Source organism: Myroides sp. LJL119 (genome assembly GCF_054871605.1).
In genome coordinates this window covers 386302-405277 of record NZ_JBTXLO010000001.1, presented here as the reverse complement: position 1 = coordinate 405277, position 18976 = coordinate 386302, and the positions used below count along the sequence as shown (strand labels likewise).

20 protein-coding genes are annotated in these 18976 nt (G+C 34.3%); all 20 read right to left on the bottom strand.

Features of this window, described 5'->3' with window-relative positions:
- Window position 1: 1 nt before the first annotated feature.
- Entirely contained in the window at window positions 2–565 is a 564-nt protein-coding gene (locus tag ACYSNV_RS01855; RefSeq protein ID WP_461760857.1) for an anthranilate synthase component II, read from the bottom strand.
- Window positions 566–568: 3 nt separating this feature from the next.
- Window positions 569–1954, bottom strand: a complete 1386-nt coding sequence (locus ACYSNV_RS01850; RefSeq protein ID WP_461760856.1) for an anthranilate synthase component I family protein — start codon at window positions 1952–1954, stop codon at window positions 569–571.
- A gap of 384 nt (window positions 1955–2338) precedes the next feature.
- Window positions 2339–3715, bottom strand: a complete 1377-nt coding sequence (locus ACYSNV_RS01845) for an NADH-quinone oxidoreductase subunit N (protein ID WP_461760855.1) — start codon at window positions 3713–3715, stop codon at window positions 2339–2341.
- Window positions 3716–3768: 53 nt separating this feature from the next.
- Complete coding sequence (locus tag ACYSNV_RS01840) at window positions 3769–5205, bottom strand: complex I subunit 4 family protein (protein ID WP_461760854.1); 1437 nt, start codon at window positions 5203–5205, stop codon at window positions 3769–3771.
- Between the two features lie 9 nt (window positions 5206–5214).
- The gene (nuoL, locus tag ACYSNV_RS01835; protein WP_461760853.1) at window positions 5215–7101 is read right to left on the bottom strand and encodes an NADH-quinone oxidoreductase subunit L; all 1887 of its coding nucleotides are present in this window, start codon (window positions 7099–7101) and stop codon (window positions 5215–5217) included.
- Between the two features lie 6 nt (window positions 7102–7107).
- Window positions 7108–7428 carry an NADH-quinone oxidoreductase subunit NuoK gene (gene nuoK, locus ACYSNV_RS01830; RefSeq protein ID WP_461760852.1) on the bottom strand — a complete coding sequence of 107 codons (321 nt, stop codon included), beginning with the start codon at window positions 7426–7428 and terminating at the stop codon, window positions 7108–7110.
- A gap of 5 nt (window positions 7429–7433) precedes the next feature.
- Window positions 7434–7949, bottom strand: coding sequence for an NADH-quinone oxidoreductase subunit J family protein (locus ACYSNV_RS01825; RefSeq protein ID WP_461760851.1), 516 nt, complete (start codon window positions 7947–7949; stop codon window positions 7434–7436).
- A gap of 2 nt (window positions 7950–7951) precedes the next feature.
- The gene (locus tag ACYSNV_RS01820; protein WP_461760850.1) at window positions 7952–8488 is read right to left on the bottom strand and encodes a NuoI/complex I 23 kDa subunit family protein; all 537 of its coding nucleotides are present in this window, start codon (window positions 8486–8488) and stop codon (window positions 7952–7954) included.
- 6 nt (window positions 8489–8494) lie between these two features.
- A complete protein-coding gene (nuoH, locus tag ACYSNV_RS01815) occupies window positions 8495–9526 on the bottom strand; it encodes an NADH-quinone oxidoreductase subunit NuoH (protein ID WP_461760849.1) in 1032 nt (343 codons plus the stop codon).
- A 12-nt stretch (window positions 9527–9538) separates the two neighbouring features.
- Window positions 9539–10573 (bottom strand): NADH-quinone oxidoreductase subunit G, encoded by a 1035-nt coding sequence (locus tag ACYSNV_RS01810; protein WP_461760848.1) that lies wholly within the window; start codon window positions 10571–10573, stop codon window positions 9539–9541.
- A 16-nt stretch (window positions 10574–10589) separates the two neighbouring features.
- Window positions 10590–11948: an NADH-quinone oxidoreductase subunit NuoF gene (gene nuoF / locus ACYSNV_RS01805; protein WP_461760847.1), complete on the bottom strand. Its 1359-nt coding sequence runs from the start codon at window positions 11946–11948 to the stop codon at window positions 10590–10592.
- 7 nt (window positions 11949–11955) lie between these two features.
- Complete coding sequence (locus tag ACYSNV_RS01800) at window positions 11956–12489, bottom strand: NADH-quinone oxidoreductase subunit NuoE family protein (protein WP_461760846.1); 534 nt, start codon at window positions 12487–12489, stop codon at window positions 11956–11958.
- Between the two features lie 4 nt (window positions 12490–12493).
- Window positions 12494–13729: an NADH-quinone oxidoreductase subunit D gene (locus tag ACYSNV_RS01795; protein ID WP_461760845.1), complete on the bottom strand. Its 1236-nt coding sequence runs from the start codon at window positions 13727–13729 to the stop codon at window positions 12494–12496.
- 24 nt (window positions 13730–13753) lie between these two features.
- Window positions 13754–14275, bottom strand: a complete 522-nt coding sequence (locus ACYSNV_RS01790) for an NADH-quinone oxidoreductase subunit C (protein ID WP_461760844.1) — start codon at window positions 14273–14275, stop codon at window positions 13754–13756.
- A 1-nt stretch (window position 14276) separates the two neighbouring features.
- Complete coding sequence (locus ACYSNV_RS01785; RefSeq protein WP_461760843.1) at window positions 14277–14828, bottom strand: NADH-quinone oxidoreductase subunit B; 552 nt, start codon at window positions 14826–14828, stop codon at window positions 14277–14279.
- A 13-nt stretch (window positions 14829–14841) separates the two neighbouring features.
- Window positions 14842–15207: an NADH-quinone oxidoreductase subunit A gene (locus ACYSNV_RS01780; RefSeq protein ID WP_461760842.1), complete on the bottom strand. Its 366-nt coding sequence runs from the start codon at window positions 15205–15207 to the stop codon at window positions 14842–14844.
- 210 nt (window positions 15208–15417) lie between these two features.
- Window positions 15418–15618 carry a cold-shock protein gene (locus ACYSNV_RS01775; protein ID WP_461752752.1) on the bottom strand — a complete coding sequence of 67 codons (201 nt, stop codon included), beginning with the start codon at window positions 15616–15618 and terminating at the stop codon, window positions 15418–15420.
- A gap of 239 nt (window positions 15619–15857) precedes the next feature.
- Window positions 15858–17216: an acetyl-CoA carboxylase biotin carboxylase subunit gene (gene accC / locus ACYSNV_RS01770; protein WP_461760841.1), complete on the bottom strand. Its 1359-nt coding sequence runs from the start codon at window positions 17214–17216 to the stop codon at window positions 15858–15860.
- 93 nt (window positions 17217–17309) lie between these two features.
- Window positions 17310–17789, bottom strand: a complete 480-nt coding sequence (gene accB / locus ACYSNV_RS01765; protein ID WP_461760840.1) for an acetyl-CoA carboxylase biotin carboxyl carrier protein — start codon at window positions 17787–17789, stop codon at window positions 17310–17312.
- A gap of 29 nt (window positions 17790–17818) precedes the next feature.
- The gene (locus tag ACYSNV_RS01760) at window positions 17819–18817 is read right to left on the bottom strand and encodes a beta-ketoacyl-ACP synthase III (protein ID WP_461760839.1); all 999 of its coding nucleotides are present in this window, start codon (window positions 18815–18817) and stop codon (window positions 17819–17821) included.
- Window positions 18818–18976: the final 159 nt, after the last annotated feature.

The following is an 18976-nucleotide window of genomic DNA, read 5'->3' as shown; positions in this document are numbered from 1 at the left end:
ATTAATTGTTATTTAACCAGTTTTCTAACATTTGCTTACCTTGTGGTGTTAAAATGGATTCGGGGTGAAACTGTAACCCTGTTATATTATAATTCTTATGTTCGAAGGCCATGATATTTCCAGATGAGTCTGTTGCAAGTAACTTTAAGCATTCGGGTAATTCCTTAAGTACCCATGAATGATAATGACCAATTAAAGTACCTTGGTCGATGTTGTTAAATATTGTGTCTTGATTTACAATATTTAATGGAGTACTAACACCATGTAAAGGTTTGGACATTTGTTGTAAATCAGCTTTAAAAAACTGTCCAATTGCTTGATGTCCAAGGCATATTCCTAATAGGTGCTTTGTGGTAGCATATTGTTTTATAAGTTGTATTACAGCGGGATTATCTTTTGGTAATCCAGGACCTGGAGAGATTATAATTCGGTCGTAGAATCGTACTTCTTCTAAATTAATGTGGTCATTTTTCACCACTTGTATCTCTATTTCTTTAATTGTTTTCAGTAAGTAAACAATGTTATAAACAAAGGAGTCGTAATTGTCAATAACTAGTATTTTCATATTTTATAAGGTTTGAGCCATATCTATGGCAGTTCTAATAACCGAAAGCTTATTGTGAATTTCATTTAACTCATTTTCTAGATTGGATTCGATAACTACCCCGCAACCCGCTTGATAGTAAAGCGTATTATTGTAACTTAAGGCAGAGCGAATAAAAATTGCTTGGTTTATAGTTCCATCTAGACCAATAATACCTACACTTCCACCATAAAGCCCCCTGGATTTAGGCTCATAGAGATTAATTAATTGTATGGCTTTTGTTTTTGGAGCCCCGCTTAGTGTTCCAGCAGGGAAAGTATCTTTAAATATTTGGAAGGTGTTTTGCTGTTTATCTAGGGTTCCCTTAACTTTAGAAACAAGATGAATTACATGCGAGTAGGATTCGATTTGTTTAAACTTTTCAAGCTCTACTACTTTAGCATTTTTACTTAGATCATTTCTTGCTAGATCTACCAACATGACATGTTCGGCACATTCCTTTGGATCATTTTGCAATCTAATAGCTAATTCTTGATCCTTTTTTGGGTCATTTGTTCGTTTGAAAGTTCCTGCTATTGGATGTATGTAGGCTTGACTATCTTTAACAATTAGTTGTGCTTCAGGTGATGAACCAAAAATTTTGAAATTCGTATAATCAAAGAAAAACAGGTAAGGGGATGGGTTTATACTTCGTAACTTTCGATATACATTGAATTCATCTCCAAGGAACTTTTGTTTATATTCACGAGATAATACTAACTGAAACACATCGCCTTTGGCACAATGAGCTTTTGCAGTATCTAAAGTTTTTAAGAATTCTGCATCTGTTAGGTCTGTGGTTTGACTAGAAAATTTTGAAAATGGATAAGTAGGAATAGAGCTTGTTTGAATCAAATCCAGTATAGCAGATATGGTTGGTTGTTGGTTTTCTTGTAAATGCTCTAAAATATATAATTCATTATTATAATGATTAAAAACGATAAGGTATCTAAAAAAGTGATATTGCATAATAGCAATATCTTTTTCAGATTGTTGAAGCTCGATATTTTCAAATAAAGATATAGCATCATAGCTTGTATAGCCAAATAGGCCATTTGTGATAAAATCTATTTCAACGGGTTTTTCAACTTGTAGACAATTAATAAATTGAGTTAGCTTCTGGCTAATATCAATATCTGAATTTAGAAAATTATGATGTGCGTTTTCTGTAGAGATAACCGTATTGGTTTTATCTACATAGAAATGTGCAATGGGATTCAAACAGATATAAGAATAGCTGTTTTCTCTTTGACTATAATCGGAACTTTCTAGTAAAAAGCTATTTGCAAATTTATCTCTAAGCTTTAGGTAAAGCTCAACAGGGGTATGTAAATCTGCTAAGGTTTTGTGATAAATGGTATTGTATTTCATTGTTATTTAGTTTTATATAAAAAAATAGGCCTGCTGAGAATTCAGCAGGCCACAAAATAGTATTAGGTAACTATACAATATAGGAGGGTCAACCGAATTTAATCAGGAAAATCGATTGCCACCACCAAGTTAAAAATGAAGTATAGAATTGCATATGAATTGTTTTTAAAAATAAAAAAAGCCTACTAGAGAGTTCTAGTAGGCTTTGAGTTGTATCTTTTAAGAATGTCTTTGTAGGACTATTTTTTTACTTACCGATAGGCAACAAGCAACTGAACTCCAGTTTGGAATTTAGTTTAAGCCACCAATATTTCTGTAAGTTTATATTCATTTCTTGTTTTTGTATGATGCGAATATAGATAAAATATTATTCAAAACAACTTATTAGGATATAAATTTTATAATTAAATCAGGATAAAGACCAATTATGATGTTTATCAAGATAGTAGCAAGACCAACTATTTTATAGCTGAGCTTTATTGAAACTGTGCTTTGTTGCTCTTGATCTGGCGTAAACATTACAATTATAACCTTTAAATAATAGTAGATACTAATAAAAGAATTGATTATTGCAAAAATTATCAAGGTTAAGAAACCATTTTCTAAAGCTTGGCTAAATAGGAAGAATTTTGCGAAAAATCCTGCAAATATTGGTATCCCACCTAAGGAAAGTAGTGCTACTGTCATAACTAGTGTTAGAATTGGACTTTTTTGTGCAAGACCTTTAAAACCAGAGATATTATCTGTAGTGCTATTTTTGGTTACTGCCAAAACAACACTAAAAGCAGCTATACCAGCTAAACCATAAGCACATGCATAGTAAAATAAATTAGTTGCCGAAAAGGTTGTTAAAGTGGTTAGGGCTATCATCATCACCCCTGCATGAGAGATTCCGGAGTAGGCCAATAATCTTTTAATACTACTTTGCGTTATTGCCATAATATTACCAACACTCATTGTTAGAATAGCGATTATAATAATTAATTGAGTCAGTACAATTTGATGTTGGGTGAAGAGTTCACTACAAAGCTTAAAAAGAGTGGCCATGGCAGTTACTTTAACTAAAGTACTCATAATTGCAGTGGTTAAAGTGGGTGCGCCTTGGTAGACATCAGGCGCCCAGAAATGAAATGGCACTGCAGCAATTTTAAATAACATTCCTATAAATATTAAACTAACACCAAGGGTGTACCAAATTGGCATAATTTGATTCTGTGATATTTGATTGATTTGTTGTATATCAAAAGAACCAGTCGCTCCATATACTAAAGCAATCCCAAATAATACAATCCCTGAGGCAAACGAGCCTAGTAGAAAATATTTCATTGCAGCCTCATTGCTTTTAATCTTGGTACGATCGGAACCACATAGGATGTATAAAGTGATGGATAAAATTTCTAGGCCAAGAAAAAACATGGCCATATTTCCAAAGCTAACCATACAAATGGCTCCCATCAATAAAAATAGCTTTAAAGACATGTAGTCAGCTATTTTACTGAAACTATTACTGTAAAAATCTTTACTTAAGGCCACTATTGGGATAGTTAAAGCAATAAATAAACTTGAAAATGCGGTTGCATATTTACTGGTTACAAACATGTTGTTGAAATATGAATCTTGAGTCTGGATGTTACAAACTGTGTATACCAGTATAGCTAATAGACCAACAATGGTAATTGGTAAAACTAATTTACGCAGGTTGATTATCTCTAATACAAGTATTAAAACTGCTAAGACGCCAATTGCTATTAATGTATTCATTTGTTGAATTTTGAATTTACGGTTATGCGAATCAAATTCGTTAACCTTATATTTTACTTAATATATGAAACGATTTCAACCAAAGATGGTGTGATTAAATCAACTATAGGTTTTGGGTAAATTCCAAAAAATATAATTACTCCAATTAACGTGGTTAAGACTAACCCTTCTTGAACCGTTAAATCTCTAAATGGTGTTTTATTTGTTGGACCAAGCATGGTTTTTTGAAACATTTTAAGCATATAAAAAGCACCAAGAACTATGGTGAGTCCACCCAACAATGCATGCCAGATATTAATCTGGGAGAGACCATATAAGATATTAAACTCTCCAATGAAGCTAAAGGTTCCTGGAAGTCCAATAGAAGCAAAAAGTAAAAATAGAAATGCAGTTGTAAACTTAGGTGCTTGTGATCTAATACCTCCCATGTTATTTATGTCTAAAGTCTTGTATCTATTATAAAGAATACTACCAATAAAAAATAAGCCGACAATAACAAAACCGTGAGATATCATTTGCAAAACGGCCCCTCTTAACCCATCTAAGGTTAAGCTATAAGCTCCTGCAGCTATTAGTCCCACGTGTGCTAATGAAGAATAGGCTAAAAATCGCTTTAAGTTTTTTTGTTTTAAAGTAATTATTGAGCCATAGATTACACCAGTAATACAAAGAGCTATAACAAGAGGCATAAGTTCTCTGGCTGCTTGACCTGTAATTGGAAGTTGCCAACGTATAACAGAATATAATCCCATTTTTAGCATAATACCTGCAAGTAACATTGTGCCGGCAGTCGGGGCTTTTTCGTAAGTAGAAGCTTGCCAGGTGTGGAAAGGGAAAATAGGAATTTTTATGGCATATGCTGCAAAAAATGCTAAGAATATCCAAAATTGCTCACTAGAGCTTAAGTTTGCCTGATATAGATCTAAAAGTAAGAAGCTACCAGTTTTGGTATAAAGGTATATAAATCCAGCGAGCATAAATAAAGAACCTGCAAAAGTATAAATGAAGAAGGTTAAAACTGTTTTCTTTAAGTTTCCAAATTCATTATTTCCCCATAGTAATACAATAAAGTATATCGGTACAAGTGCTAACTCCCAGAAAATGTAATACAGGAAGCCGTCACTGGCTAAAAAAGTACCAGTCATAGCAAAGCACATAAAAAGTATAAGTGCATAAAAAGCATTAGAATTGGCCACATGTTTTGCTAGTGAACTCCAGATAATTATAGGAGTTAGAGCAGTGGTTAATAATGTCAATGCAAGAGCAAGCCCATCTGCTTTTAGGGCAAAGTGAATATTGGGATTAGTTATCCATTGGATAGAATAACTTGTGTCTAGAAGACCTTGTTGATACTGGCAAATTAGTACAATAGTTTGTATAAAGGCTAGTATAGAGAATAGCAGAGCTATTTTATTAGCAATTTTTTTGCTTGAGAAATAGGTTGCTAGTGCACCAACAAGAAAGGTTAATAATAGGATAGTAACGTTCATCTTTTAAAATTATCTTGCAATGAATAAATAGTATAATATTACACAGGTACCTAAAACAAAGGCAAATAAATACAGGCCAATATTTCCATTTTGTATCTTTTTACCTTGTAAGGAAAGTTCATCTGTGATTTTAGCAAATCCAAAAATAACTCCTGTTATACAAGGGTCTACTACATTTTTGAAAAAAGTAGCTAATAAATAAATTGGCTGTACTATTAGTGATTGGTAAATTTCATTTATATAAAACTGGTTATACAGTAATTTTTGAAAGCCATGTATTTCTTGATCATCACTTGGTACTTCTTTGTTTTTGATATATTTAATATAGGCTATAGTTAAACCAACAACTGCTCCAATTAAAGCGATAGCTATAACGATATACTCTGTGGTTCCAAAATTATGTACAGGTGAGTCTGTACTTTTAGATATAATGGGACTAAGGTATTTGTTTAGCCAACTATGACCTGGTAATCCTATTATTCCACCAACCAAGGAAAAACCTGCTAAAATCCACAAAGGAATAGTCATTGATTTAGGACTTTCATGGAGTTGGTTTTTTTGTTCCTGTGTACCACGGAAGCTATTAGAGAAAGTTAGAAATAAAACTCTAAACATATAAAAGGCTGTCATTACGGATGCCAGCATGGCTAAAATATATAGTATTTTATTGTTTTCAAAAGCCGTTATAAGTATCTCATCTTTAGAGAAAAACCCTGAGAATGGAGGAAAGCCTGCGATAGCTAGAGTTGCAATCATGAATGTAATCCAAGTTGCTTTCATAAATTTGTTTAACCCCCCCATATTTCGAATATCTTGCTCTCCAGCCATAGCATGAATTACAGAACCAGCACCTAAGAAAAGGCAGGCTTTGAAAAAGGCGTGGGTTATCACATGAAAAACTGCGTTCTCATAAGCACCAAAGCCTAAGGCTAAAAACATTAAACCTAGTTGTGAAACGGTTGAATAGGCCAGAATCTTTTTTATATCGGTTTGTACAAGAGCAATAAAGGCTGCGTAAATTGCCGTTACGGCTCCAATGATTGCTATAATGTTCTGAACCACTGGTGCTAGATCAAACACAAAGTTCATTCGTGTGATTAAGAAAATCCCTGCCGTTACCATAGTGGCTGCGTGTATTAAGGCAGAAACGGGTGTTGGTCCGGCCATTGCATCTGGTAACCAGGTGTATAAAGGAATTTGGGCACTTTTACCAATGGCACCAATAAATAGAGCCAAAGCTGCCCACGAAATCCACGTATTGATTTGCGTGTTAGTTCCTAGATCTAAAGTTTCTTTAATCGTGGTGTAATCTAAAGAGTTAAATAGGAATCCTAAAATAAATAGACCTATTAGAAAGCCTAAATCTCCTATTCTATTCATTATGAATGCTTTTTTTGCAGCATCGTTATTACTTTGTTCTTGATGCCAAAACCCAATCAGAAGATATGAACATAATCCAACCCCTTCCCATCCAATAAAAGTTATTAACAAATTACTTCCACTTACTAACAATACCATGAAAAAGATAAAAAGATTTAAGTATGCGAAATACTTTCCTACATTTTCATCTGTTTTCATATAGCTTATCGAGTACCAATGTATCAAAGTACCTATTCCTGTTACAAACAAAAGCCATAATAAGGATAGTTGATCTAATAGGAAGCCAAAAGAAATAGTAAAATTAGAAAGGGCCATCCATTGAAACAAATCAACTTGTATGGCTTGTTTTGTTTGGTTAACCTCTAAAAAAGCGTATAAAGATGCAATAAAGGAGATTAAAATAGCAAAGGTAGCTATAACCCCAGAGGAGTTGCCTAATTTTTTTCCAAAAAGGATATTAACTACCGCCCCAATTAAAGGGACTAATAATAAAAGTAAAAGTATGTTTGTATCCATATGGAATTAGCCTTTAAGATTTTTTAATTTATCAATATCAATTGATCCAATGTTTCGATATATTGTTACTAATATGGCTAGTCCTACAGCTACTTCTGCTGCTGCTACAGCCATAGTAAAAAACACAAATACTTGTCCTTGCGCATCTTGATGATAAGTAGAAAAAGCTACCAATAGCATGTTAGCAGAATTTAGCATAATTTCAATGCACATAAACATCACTATGGCATTACGTCTGTATAAAATGCCAAATACGCCGATACAAAACAAGATAATCGATAAGTAGATGTATTTTTCAATTCCAATGATTTCAATTACATTTCCCATAGTGTCTATATAGTTTTTTGCGTTTTATCTTTTTTTGAAATTAACACGGTTCCGATCATAGCTAATAATAGTAATACAGCTACCATTTCAAAGGGTAAAACGTATTTATCTAAAAGTACTTTTCCTAATACTTGAACAGACTGGAAGTCTATATTTTGATTTGAATAAGCCAACTCATAGGCATGAGTACCTCTAATTGTAATTGACAATAGAAGTAAGCCTAGTAAACAAAATGAAATTGTAGCTATGATTTTTGTTACAAATGGTTTAGAGACTTCATGACTGATATTTAAATTCATGAGCATGATTGTAAAAAGCATTAAAATCATGATGGCTCCTGAATAAACCATAATATGGACTAGTCCTAAAAATTGAGAGTTTAGTAAAATATAGTGTCCTGCGATTGAAAAAAAACTCACAACCAGCCACAAAGCACTATGGATTGGATTTTTGCTTAAAACTGTTAACATAGCACTACCTAGAGTGATTGTTGACAGTATATAGAAAATAATATCGATCATATTTATGCTTGTTTAGAGTTTTGTATTGCTTGTTGTAAGGGCATTACTAATTTATCTTTCCCAAAAATAAAGTTCTCTCTAGAGATATCTGCCTTGGTAATTTCTCCAGATTTAGTTAAAAAGATGGCTTCCTTGGGACAAGCTTCTTCACAAAGACCGCAAAAAATGCATCTAAGCATATTAATTTCATAGATTTCGGCATACTTTTCTTCACGGTATAAGTGTAATTCATCCGCTTTACGTTCAGCTGATTTCATAGAAATGGCCTCCGCAGGACATGATAGTGCGCATAGTCCACAAGCTGTACACCTTTCTCTTCCTTGTTCATCACGCATTAATGTGTGACGTCCTCTGTATACAGGACTAAAAGGTCTTGTTTGTTCTGGATATGCAATGGTTACTTTCTTTTTAAAGATATGTTTTAGGGTAACCATCATCCCTTTTATAATAGCAATCAAGTAAAGCTTTTCAGTCCAAGACAGTTTTTTGTTGGATACCGTCTTTTTTCGTCCCGATAGTGAATATGAATTTGTAGACATGATTGATTAGTTTAAGAATAATATTACAAAAGCAGTTACAACTAAGTTAACAAGAGCTAGAGGTATTAAACTCTTCCAGCCCAAATTCATTAGTTGGTCGTATCTAAAGCGCGGAAGGGTCCATCTTACCCACATAAATACAAAAATGAAAAAACATATTTTTACAAAAAGAGCTACTATTCCTAATATGTTTGCAATGTTAACTCCCCAATTATCTACAGCCCATGACATTCCTGGATAATTATATGCTCCAAAATATAAGACTGATATTATAGTTGCAGCAATAAATAAGTTTGCATATTCAGCAAATAGATAAAAGCCCATTTTCATTGAAGAGTATTCCGTATGAAACCCACCAATAAGTTCTTGTTCACACTCTGCTAAATCAAAAGGAGCTCTGTTTGTCTCTGCAAAAGAGCAGATAAGAAAAATTACAAATCCAACTGGTTGGTAAAAAACATTCCAATTCATTCCATTTTGTTGTAAGGCAATTTCTCGTAGACTTAGACTTTGTGTAACAAGTAATAATCCTATTAAAGACAAGCCCATAGCAATTTCATATGAAATCATTTGGGAGGCGGCTCTAATACCACTCATAAGCGAATATTTATTATTAGAAGCCCAAGCACCGATCATTATTCCGTATACTCCCACTGAAAGAACTGCTAAAACGAAAAGTAAGCTAGCATTTATATCTGCGGCTTGTAATTCAATGTCTCTTCCAAAAAGATGTAATTTGTCTCCCCAAGGTATAACTGCACTAGTCATTAGGGCTAAAGTCATGGAGAGAAACGGACCGAATTTAAAAAGAAATTTATTGGGAGTATTGGGTTCATATTCCTCTTTCGCAAATAATTTCATTCCATCGGCAAGAGGTTGTAAAATCCCCCCTTTTCCTGCGCGATTAGGTCCTAATCTATCCTGAATCCAAGCAGCAATTTTTCGCTCTGCTAGTGTTGCATACATTGCCATTAACATGGTTATAGCAAAAACTACGATTATAATTACTGCCTTATCTATGATTATTGTTTTATCCATATTTATACCTTATTAATCCAAAAACTCTTCTGATTCATGTTTATTAAAAGGAACCTGTTTCATACTGATCTTAATGCGATCTTGCTCACGCCCTTTTAAAATCAAAGATTCGGTATCTATTATAACCTTATCTAGTTTTTGTGTGTAATTGTTTTGATTGATAACTGAAGATTTCTCAAATTTTCGTGGACCTTCTATAACCCAATCTTCTTTGTTCTTATGCTCAAAACGACAACTATCACATATAAACTCTATTACTTCATTGTATTGATCTTTTCTTGAGGTTACTCTATGAATTTCATCTCCGAACATCCATAAAACTACTTTTCCACTACAACAATCACAGTTTCGGTGTGCTGTATAAGGTTTATTGAACCATACTCTTGATTTAAAGCGGTAAGTTTTATCGGTAAGGGCTCCCACAGGACAAACATCAATCATATTACCTGAGAAGTTATTTTCAATAGCTTTGCTAACATAAGTTGAAATTTGGGCATGTTCCCCTCTTCCACATACACCTTGAAATCGTTCGTCGGTTAACTGTTCTGCCACTTTAATACATCGGTAACATAGTATACATCTGTTCATATGAAGTTGTATATGATCACCAATATTCTCTGGCTCAAAGGTTCTTTTTTCTTCTTGATATCTTTTTTGTTCCTTGCCGTGTTTAAAGGCTAAGTTTTGCAAATCACATTCACCTGCTTGATCACAAACAGGACAATCCAAAGGATGATTAATTAATAAAAACTCTGTTACAGCTTTACGAGCCTCTAAGACTCTTTCTGAACTAATGGATTTTACCTCCATACCATCCATAACTCCCGTTTTACAAGAGGCCATCAATTTTGGCATTGGCCTAGGGTCAGCTTCACTTCCTTTACTAACCTCTACTAAACATGCTCGACACTTACCACCGGTATCTTCTAGTTTGGAATAATAGCACATAGCTGGAGGTACCGATTCCCCACCAATGAGCCTTGCTGCTTGTAGAATTGTTGTACCTGGTTCTACTTCTACTTCATGTCCATCTATAGTAACTTTCATAAACTGTGCTGTATTATTAATTAGTTATCAAATCTTTTACTCCTGCAAAGGGTTCATTGACAAAATGATTTCTGTCTTTTACTTTCTCCGGATGTAAAACGTGATATTCGAATTCCTCTCTAAAATGTCTAATGGCCGCAGCCACTGGCCAAGCCGCAGCATCACCTAAGGGACATATAGTATTACCTTCTATATTACTTTGAATGCTCCATAAAAGGTCAATATCCTGCATCGAGCCTTTTCCGGTTTCTATACGGTATAAAACTTTTTCTAACCAACCTGTTCCCTCTCTGCAAGGAGAGCATTGCCCACAGCTTTCATGAGCATAAAACCTAGCAAAATTCCAGGTATTTCGTACTATGCAAGCAGTGTCATTATAAACAATAAATCCACCAGAACCTAGCATAGACCCCGTCTGAAATCCTCCTTCAGATAAAGATTCATAAGTCATTAGCCGATCTTCTCCATTGGCTGTTTTATAAATTAAATCAAATGGTAAAATTGGTACTGAGGACCCTCCAGGAACCAGTGCCTTTAAAGGTCTATCATCAATCATTCCACCGCAATATTCTTGTGAATTAATGAAATCATATACGCTGAGTCCTAGTTCAATTTCATAAACTCCTGGCTTTTTAATGTGTCCCGAGGCACTTATTAATTTAGTCCCGGTAGACCTTCCAACTCCAATTTTGGAATAGGCCTCACCTGAATTGTTAACTATCCAGGGAATATTAGATATAGATTCTACATTGTTAACCACTGTTGGGTTACCCCATAGACCACTAACAGCAGGAAAAGGTGGCTTCATTCTTGGATTACCTCTTTTTCCCTCAAGAGATTCTAAAAGAGCAGTTTCCTCTCCGCAAATATAAGCTCCAGCGCCACAGTGGACATATAGATCTAAATCATATCCTGTTCCTAAAATATTCTTTCCTAGCCATCCTGCTTTATAAGCTTCTTTTATCGCTCGCTCTAAAATTTTAAATACCCACATATATTCACCACGAATATAAATGTATGATAAGTTAGCACCTAGTGCGTAGCTTGATGTTATCATACCCTCAATAAGTAGATGAGGTATGTGTTCCATCAAATACCTATCTTTAAATGTTCCAGGCTCTGATTCATCTGCATTACATACTAAATGTCTTGGTTTGCCGGATTTTTTATCAATAAAACTCCATTTCATTCCAACGGGAAATCCCGCTCCCCCACGTCCACGTAAACCAGAGGCTTTTACTTCATCTGTAATTTGGTCGGGAGTCATTTGCTTTAAGGCTTTCTCTACGGATAAATAGCCACCATTTTCACGATATACCTCATAGTTTTTTATTCCTGGTATATTTATTTTTTCTAATAATATTTTCCTTGCCATATTAATCCTATTTATCGTGAAGTATTATTTTTCCTGCTTTACAATCGGCAATAATTTGATCAATTTTGTCAGGGGTTAAGTTCTCTTTATAATAATCACCAAGTTGCATCATCGGTGCGTATCCACATGCTCCTAAACATTGTACTTGGGCCACGGAAAACTCTCCATCAGGTGTGGTTTCACCAGGTTTAATATTTAATTTATTACATGTGTATTCTACTATATCTTCTGCTCCATTTATAGCACAACAAGAAGTAACACAAAATTCAAAAGCATATTTTCCAACAGGTTTTTGATTAAACATACTATAAAAAGTTACTACTTCGTATACTTCGATAGGTTTAATCTCAAGAATTTCTGCAACCTTATCCATTAATTCTACACTTAACCAATTATCATGAGCGTCTTGCACTTCGTGTAAAACTGGCAATAGGGCTGATTTTCTTTTATCGGAAGGATAATGGGTTAAAAGCTCGTTGATTCGTGCTTCTAAACTTGGGGTTATGTTGATTGTTTGTTTATATATTTTTTTGTTTTCCATGATCTTAAGCATCTAATTCTCCAGCAATAATGTTTAAGCTAGATAAAGTTATAATCGCATCTGATAACATTCCTCCTTTTACAATATCATTATAAGCTTGATAAATAATAAAGCAGGGTCTTCTAAAATGCAATCTGTAAGGAGTCCTACTACCATCGGTTATTAAATAAAATCCGAGTTCTCCGTTGCCTCCTTCCACAGGGAAGTATAATTCTGTAACAGGAACTGGTATCTCTCCCATAATAATTTTGAAGTGATAAATTAAGGATTCCATATTAGTATAGACATCTTCTTTTGGAGGGAGGTAATAATCGGGAACGTCTGCATGATAAGGGCCTTCTGGCATTTTTTCAATAGCTTGACGGATTATTTTAAGACTCTCCCAAACCTCCGCATTTCTAACGCAGAACCTATCATAACAATCACCTGATTTTCCAACAGGAATATCAAAATCAAAATCTTCATACGAGCAATAAGGTGTTGCTACTCTAACGTCATAATCTACTCCTGCTGCTCTTAAATTAGGACCTGTAAAGCCATAATTTATAGCTTGTTCAGCGCTTATTCCCCCAACATTAATGGTTCTATCCATAAAGATTCTGTTGCGAGTAAGTAAACTTTCAAATTCTTCCCATATTGCAGGAAATTCTTTGAGGAATTCATCTATTAATTGGAATACTTTGGGACTCCAATCTCGTTCAAATCCACCGATTCTTCCCATGTTGGTTGTTAAACGAGCGCCACTGATTTCCTCGTAAATCTCATATATTTTTTCTCTGTATTGAAATACATATAAAAAACCAGTTAGGGCTCCTGTATCAACGCCCATTACAGAGCTGCATATAATATGATCGGCAATACGCGCTAATTCCATAATTATAACACGCATGTATTGTACACGTTTTGGGATGTCGATTCCTAATGCTTTTTCTACTGTCATCCACCATGCTGTATTGTTAATAGGGGAGGAGCAGTAATTTAATCGATCGGTTAAAACGTTAATTTGATAAAAAGGGCGATTTTCTGCAATTTTTTCAAATGCTCTATGAATATATCCAACAGTTCCTTCACCATCGATAACCTTTTCGCCATCTAGCAAAATGATATTTTGAAAAATACCATGGGTTGCGGGGTGAGTTGGGCCGAGGTTTAGAATTTGTAATTCTGTGCCGTCTTCTTGAAATTTTTCCTCAATAAGTTTTGCATATCTTTTCTCAGGAGGTAATAGTAAATCGGACATGATTTTTCTTTTAAAAGGTTAATCCTAACAATTGTGTACCGTTCTTCCAAAGAAGCGGTCGTCTTTGTCTGTTCTTTCGGAATCTTCCAAAGGAAAGTCTTTTCGTAAAGGGAATGATTCCATTTCATCCATATTTAAAATTCGCTTTAATTGAGGATGATTTTTAAATATGATTCCATAAAAATCATACGTTTCTCTTTCTTGCCAATTAGCACTTTTAAATAAATCTGTTACCGAATCTATAACTGGATTTTTAATATTAAGGTGTGCTTTTATACGTATTCTGAGATTATCCACCCAATTATGCATATGATACACTACAGCAAGTTGCTTTTCAACTGGTTCATTGTGGTAATGTATACCACAAACATCTGTTAGGAAATTGAAATTTAAATTGGAATCTTGTTTTAAGTATGTTATTAAGTCATGAACAGACTCACTATGAACTTCAAAAACCAAGATATCATGTTGAATATGTATTTGTTGTATTGAATCTTGGAATTTTGCTTTAACCTTTTCTTGTATTATATTAAAATCTAGTGCCATACTATTTATTCAAGTTATAAGATTTTAGTAAATCATCGTATTGTTTTGATCCTCGTCTGTTTACAGATTCGTTTTTTACAATCTCTTGTAGCCTCATAATACCATCAAGTATTTGTTCTGGTCTGGGAGGGCATCCTGGGACATATACATCCACAGGAATAACTTTATCTATGCCTTGTAATACGGAGTAAGTATCAAATATTCCTCCACTACTAGCACATGCACCAACTGCGATTACCCATTTGGGTTCTGCCATCTGCTCATATACTTGTCGTAGAATGGGGGCCATTTTTTTGGATATTGTCCCCATGACCATTAACATGTCGGCTTGTCTAGGAGAAAAACTCATACGTTCAGAACCAAAGCGTGCCACGTCATAGGTAGAGGCCATGGTAGCCATAAACTCTATTCCACAACAAGATGTTGCGAAGGGTAAGGGCCACATCGAATTTGCTCGTGCAAGACCAACTACAGAGCTTAGTTTTGTGGCAAAAAAACCTTCTCCTGCATAGCCTTGAGGGGCTTCAACTGTATTGTATTTTTTATCGCTCATAACTTATATGTATTTAATCCCAGTCAAGACCTTTTTTCTTGAACTCGTATAGTAATCCGATTAGTATTAAGAATAGAAATATTCCCATTTTTGCAAATCCATCCCAACCTAATTCTAGGAAGTTGACTGCCCAGGGATATAAAAATATTACCTCTACATCAAACAATACAAATAAGATGGCAACTAGGAAGTATTTTACATTAAACGGTATACGAGCACTTCCTAGAGAGTCTAAACCACACTCCCAATTACTATCTTTAATTTTGGAATGTTTTTTAGGGCCTAGCTTTCCAGATACCCAAATCGTCAGAGATACAAAGCCAGCAGCGAAGAATAGCTGCATGAGAATTGGTATAAAATCAAGTTGACTTATTTGCATATTACACAAAATATTTATGTTAAGAATATCACAAATATAAAGGATAGCAAATTGATAACAAAGTTTGGAGTTTAATGAATATGAGCTATTTATAGTTAAACTTATAGTATGTATTAAGACTAATTAAAAATAGTATGTTAAAGTATATAAAAAGCCATCTTAGTGATGCTAAGATGGCTTGTGAAAAAATGTTAATTATATGACGATAAGTTAATCTTCAATAATTGTAACATCAGTAGCGATAAGTCCTTTTTTTCCTTTTTCTTCAGAATAAGAAACTTTGTTGCCTTGTTCGATATTTTTGCTTCTTAATCCTGTGATATGAACAAAAATGTCTTCGTTTGTCATGTCGTTAGTAATAAAACCAAAACCTTTGTCTTCGTTGAAGAACTTTACTACTCCTGTTTGCATTGTATAAAAATAAATAAAATTATATTCAAATATAATGTTTGTTTTTAATATCGATTGTTTTTTTTTAATTTTTTTCAAAAATTAATTACTTAATTATTTGAATTAAGTTTATTTATTTGAAAAAAAATGTTTACGGTTTATTAAAGGAATATGGATGTAGTTCAGAAAGTAGATTTCACTGGGATTTATAAAAAAAAGTAAAAAAAAAAAACCTACACTTTTAAGTGTAGGTTATATGTTTATGCTTCTTGCTCTTCTAAAGGCTTCATTTTAAATGTCTCCATAAAAGCTGTAGTGTAATTACCAGCTACATAATTTGGATCGTCCATAAGTTGTCTATGGAAAGGAATTGTTGTTTTAATTCCTTCAATTACGAACTCATCTAATGCACGTTTCATTTTATTGATTGCTTCTTCTCTGGTTTGAGCAGTTGTTATAATTTTAGCAATCATTGAATCGTAATTAGGTGGGATACTGTATCCAGAATAAACGTGAGTATCTAAACGTACCCCATGTCCTCCTGGAGCATGTAATGTAGTAATTTTACCTGGTGAAGGTCTAAAGTCATTAAAAGGATCTTCTGCGTTTATACGACATTCGATTGAGTGTAATTTTGGGGTGTAGTTTTTACCTGAAATAGGGGTTCCAGCTGCAACTAAAATTTGCTCTCTGATTAAGTCGTAATCTATAACCTGTTCGGTTATACAGTGTTCTACTTGGATACGTGTATTCATCTCCATAAAGTAGAAGTTTCTATCTTTATCTACTAGGTACTCAATAGTTCCTGCTCCTTCATATTTGATAAATTCTGCAGCACGAACTGATGCTTCTCCCATTTTGTCTCTTAATTCATCAGTCATAAATGGAGAAGGAGTTTCCTCAGTTAATTTTTGGTGACGTCTTTGGATAGAACAATCACGTTCAGATAAGTGGCATGCTTTACCGTATTGATCTCCAATTACTTGAATTTCTATATGGCGTGGATCAACAATAAGTTTTTCCATGTACATTCCGTCGTTACCAAAAGCGTTTTTAGCTTCTTGTCTAGCGCTTTCCCATGCTCTAAGTAGTTCCGATTCTTTGAATACTTCACGCATCCCCTTACCTCCACCACCGGCAGTGGCTTTGATCATTACAGGGAAACCAATTTCATTGGCAATTTGTAAGGCATGCTCGTAAGAATCAATAAGTCCTTCTGAACCTGGAACTGTTGGAACACCAGCTAATTTCATAGTTTCTTTAGCTGTAGCTTTGTCTCCCATTTTTTCTATCATCTCAGGAGAAGGTCCGATAAATTTCACACCGTGCTCTTGACAAATTTTAGAAAATTTTGCGTTCTCTGCTAAAAATCCATATCCTGGATGGATAGCATCTGCATTGGTAATTTCTGCTGCAGCAATAATGTTAGAAATCTTTAAGTAAGATTGGTTACTTGGTGCAGGTCCGATACAAACTGCTTCGTCAGCGAAACGTACGTGTAGACTGTCCGCATCTGCAGTTGAGTAAACGGCTACGGTTTTGATTCCCATTTCTTTACATGTTCTAATAACACGTAAGGCAATCTCACCTCTATTAGCGATTAAGATCTTTTTAAACATCTTTTGAAATTTTAGTTTAGTTTTAGTTTTTTTATCCGTTTATATCCTCTGGGATGATTTAGGGATAAATTAGCGCCTACTTAAGGATTTTTCTTAAGAAGGATCTACTAAAAATAAAGGTTGGTCAAATTCTACTGGAGATGCATCATCTACTAGAACTTTTACAATTTTTCCAGAAATTTCTGATTCGATTTCGTTGAAAAGTTTCATCGCTTCGATTACACACACTACATCACCTTGCTTGATTGTTTTACCTACTTCAGCAAAAGCTTCCTTATCTGGAGCTGGTTTGCGGTAGAAAGTTCCAATAATAGGTGACTTAATAGTAATGTATTTAGAATTTTCATCCTCTGCTTGTGGAGCCGCTGCACTAGCTACTGGAGCTGCTTGTTGTACTGGAGCTGCAGTTTGTGGCACTGAATTTACAGGAACTTGTTGAATGTAAGTAGTTTCTGTGTTTCCAGTTTCAGTGGTTTTAATGGTGATTTTGAAATCATCCATTTCTAATTTTACTTCTGTAGCACCTGATTTGGCTACGAACTTAATTAAATTTTGAATTTCTTTAATGTCCATACCTACTGTATTGGTTAGTTGTTTTTCTTCTATTTCTTGTTATATGCCCACTTTAAATACATTGCGCCCCATGTGAATCCTCCTCCAAAAGTAGCAAAGATTATATTGTCTCCTTTTTTTAGTTGATCCTCATAGTCACACAACAGCAATGGCAAAGTTGCTGATGTTGTATTTCCGTATTTTTGAATATTCATTAGTACTTTAGAATCGTCTACTCCCATTCGGTGAGCAGTTGCATCTATAATACGTTTATTGGCTTGATGAGCTGCTAGCCATGTAACATCGTCATGCGTCAAATTATTTCTTTGCATAATTTTTTCACTAACATCTGCCATGTTGGATACAGCATATTTAAAAACCGTTTTTCCATCTTGGAAAACAAAATGTTGCTTGTTAGCTACTGTTTCAGCACTAGCAGGTAAGATAGAACCTCCGGCTTCAATCTTAAGATATTCTCTTCCGACACCATCGGATCTTAAGTATTCATCTTGTACACCAAGACCTTCAAGGTTTGGTTCGAAAAGAACAGCACCTGCGGCATCTCCAAAAATGATGCATGTAGCTCTATCACTATAATCAATAATAGAGGACATTTTATCAGATCCTATAAGTAATACTTTTTTATATCTACCTGACTCAATGTAAGCCGATGCAACTGACATACCATACAAAAAGCTAGAACAAGCGGCTTGTAAGTCAAATGAAAATGCATTGGTTGCTCCAATTTTTGAAGCTACATAAACTCCTGTTGTTGCAACAGGCATATCAGGGGTAGCTGTAGCCAAGATTACTAAATCAATTTCTTTAGGATCAAGATTTGCTTTTTCAATCAAGTTTTCAGCGGCTTTAATAGCCATATATGATGATCCTTGTCCAGGTTCTTTTAGAATTCTTCTTTCTTTAATACCTGTTCGAGTCGTTATCCATTCATCGTTAGTGTCTACCAGTTTTTCAAGGTCTTTGTTGGTCAACTTATCCTCTGGTAAATAACAACCAATCGCTGTAATGGCTGCGTGTATTTTTGTCATATGGTGTTGCTTTACTTTTTAAAAACATTCCAAAAAGAAGCGAAAATTACAAAAAAAAAAACAATTGGCGTCATTTTTAGCCAGAATTGTATCTTTTTTGACTTTTTGGGCCAAAAAAAAACTCTCACACATTGTGAGAGTTTTTCTTACTTTTTCTCA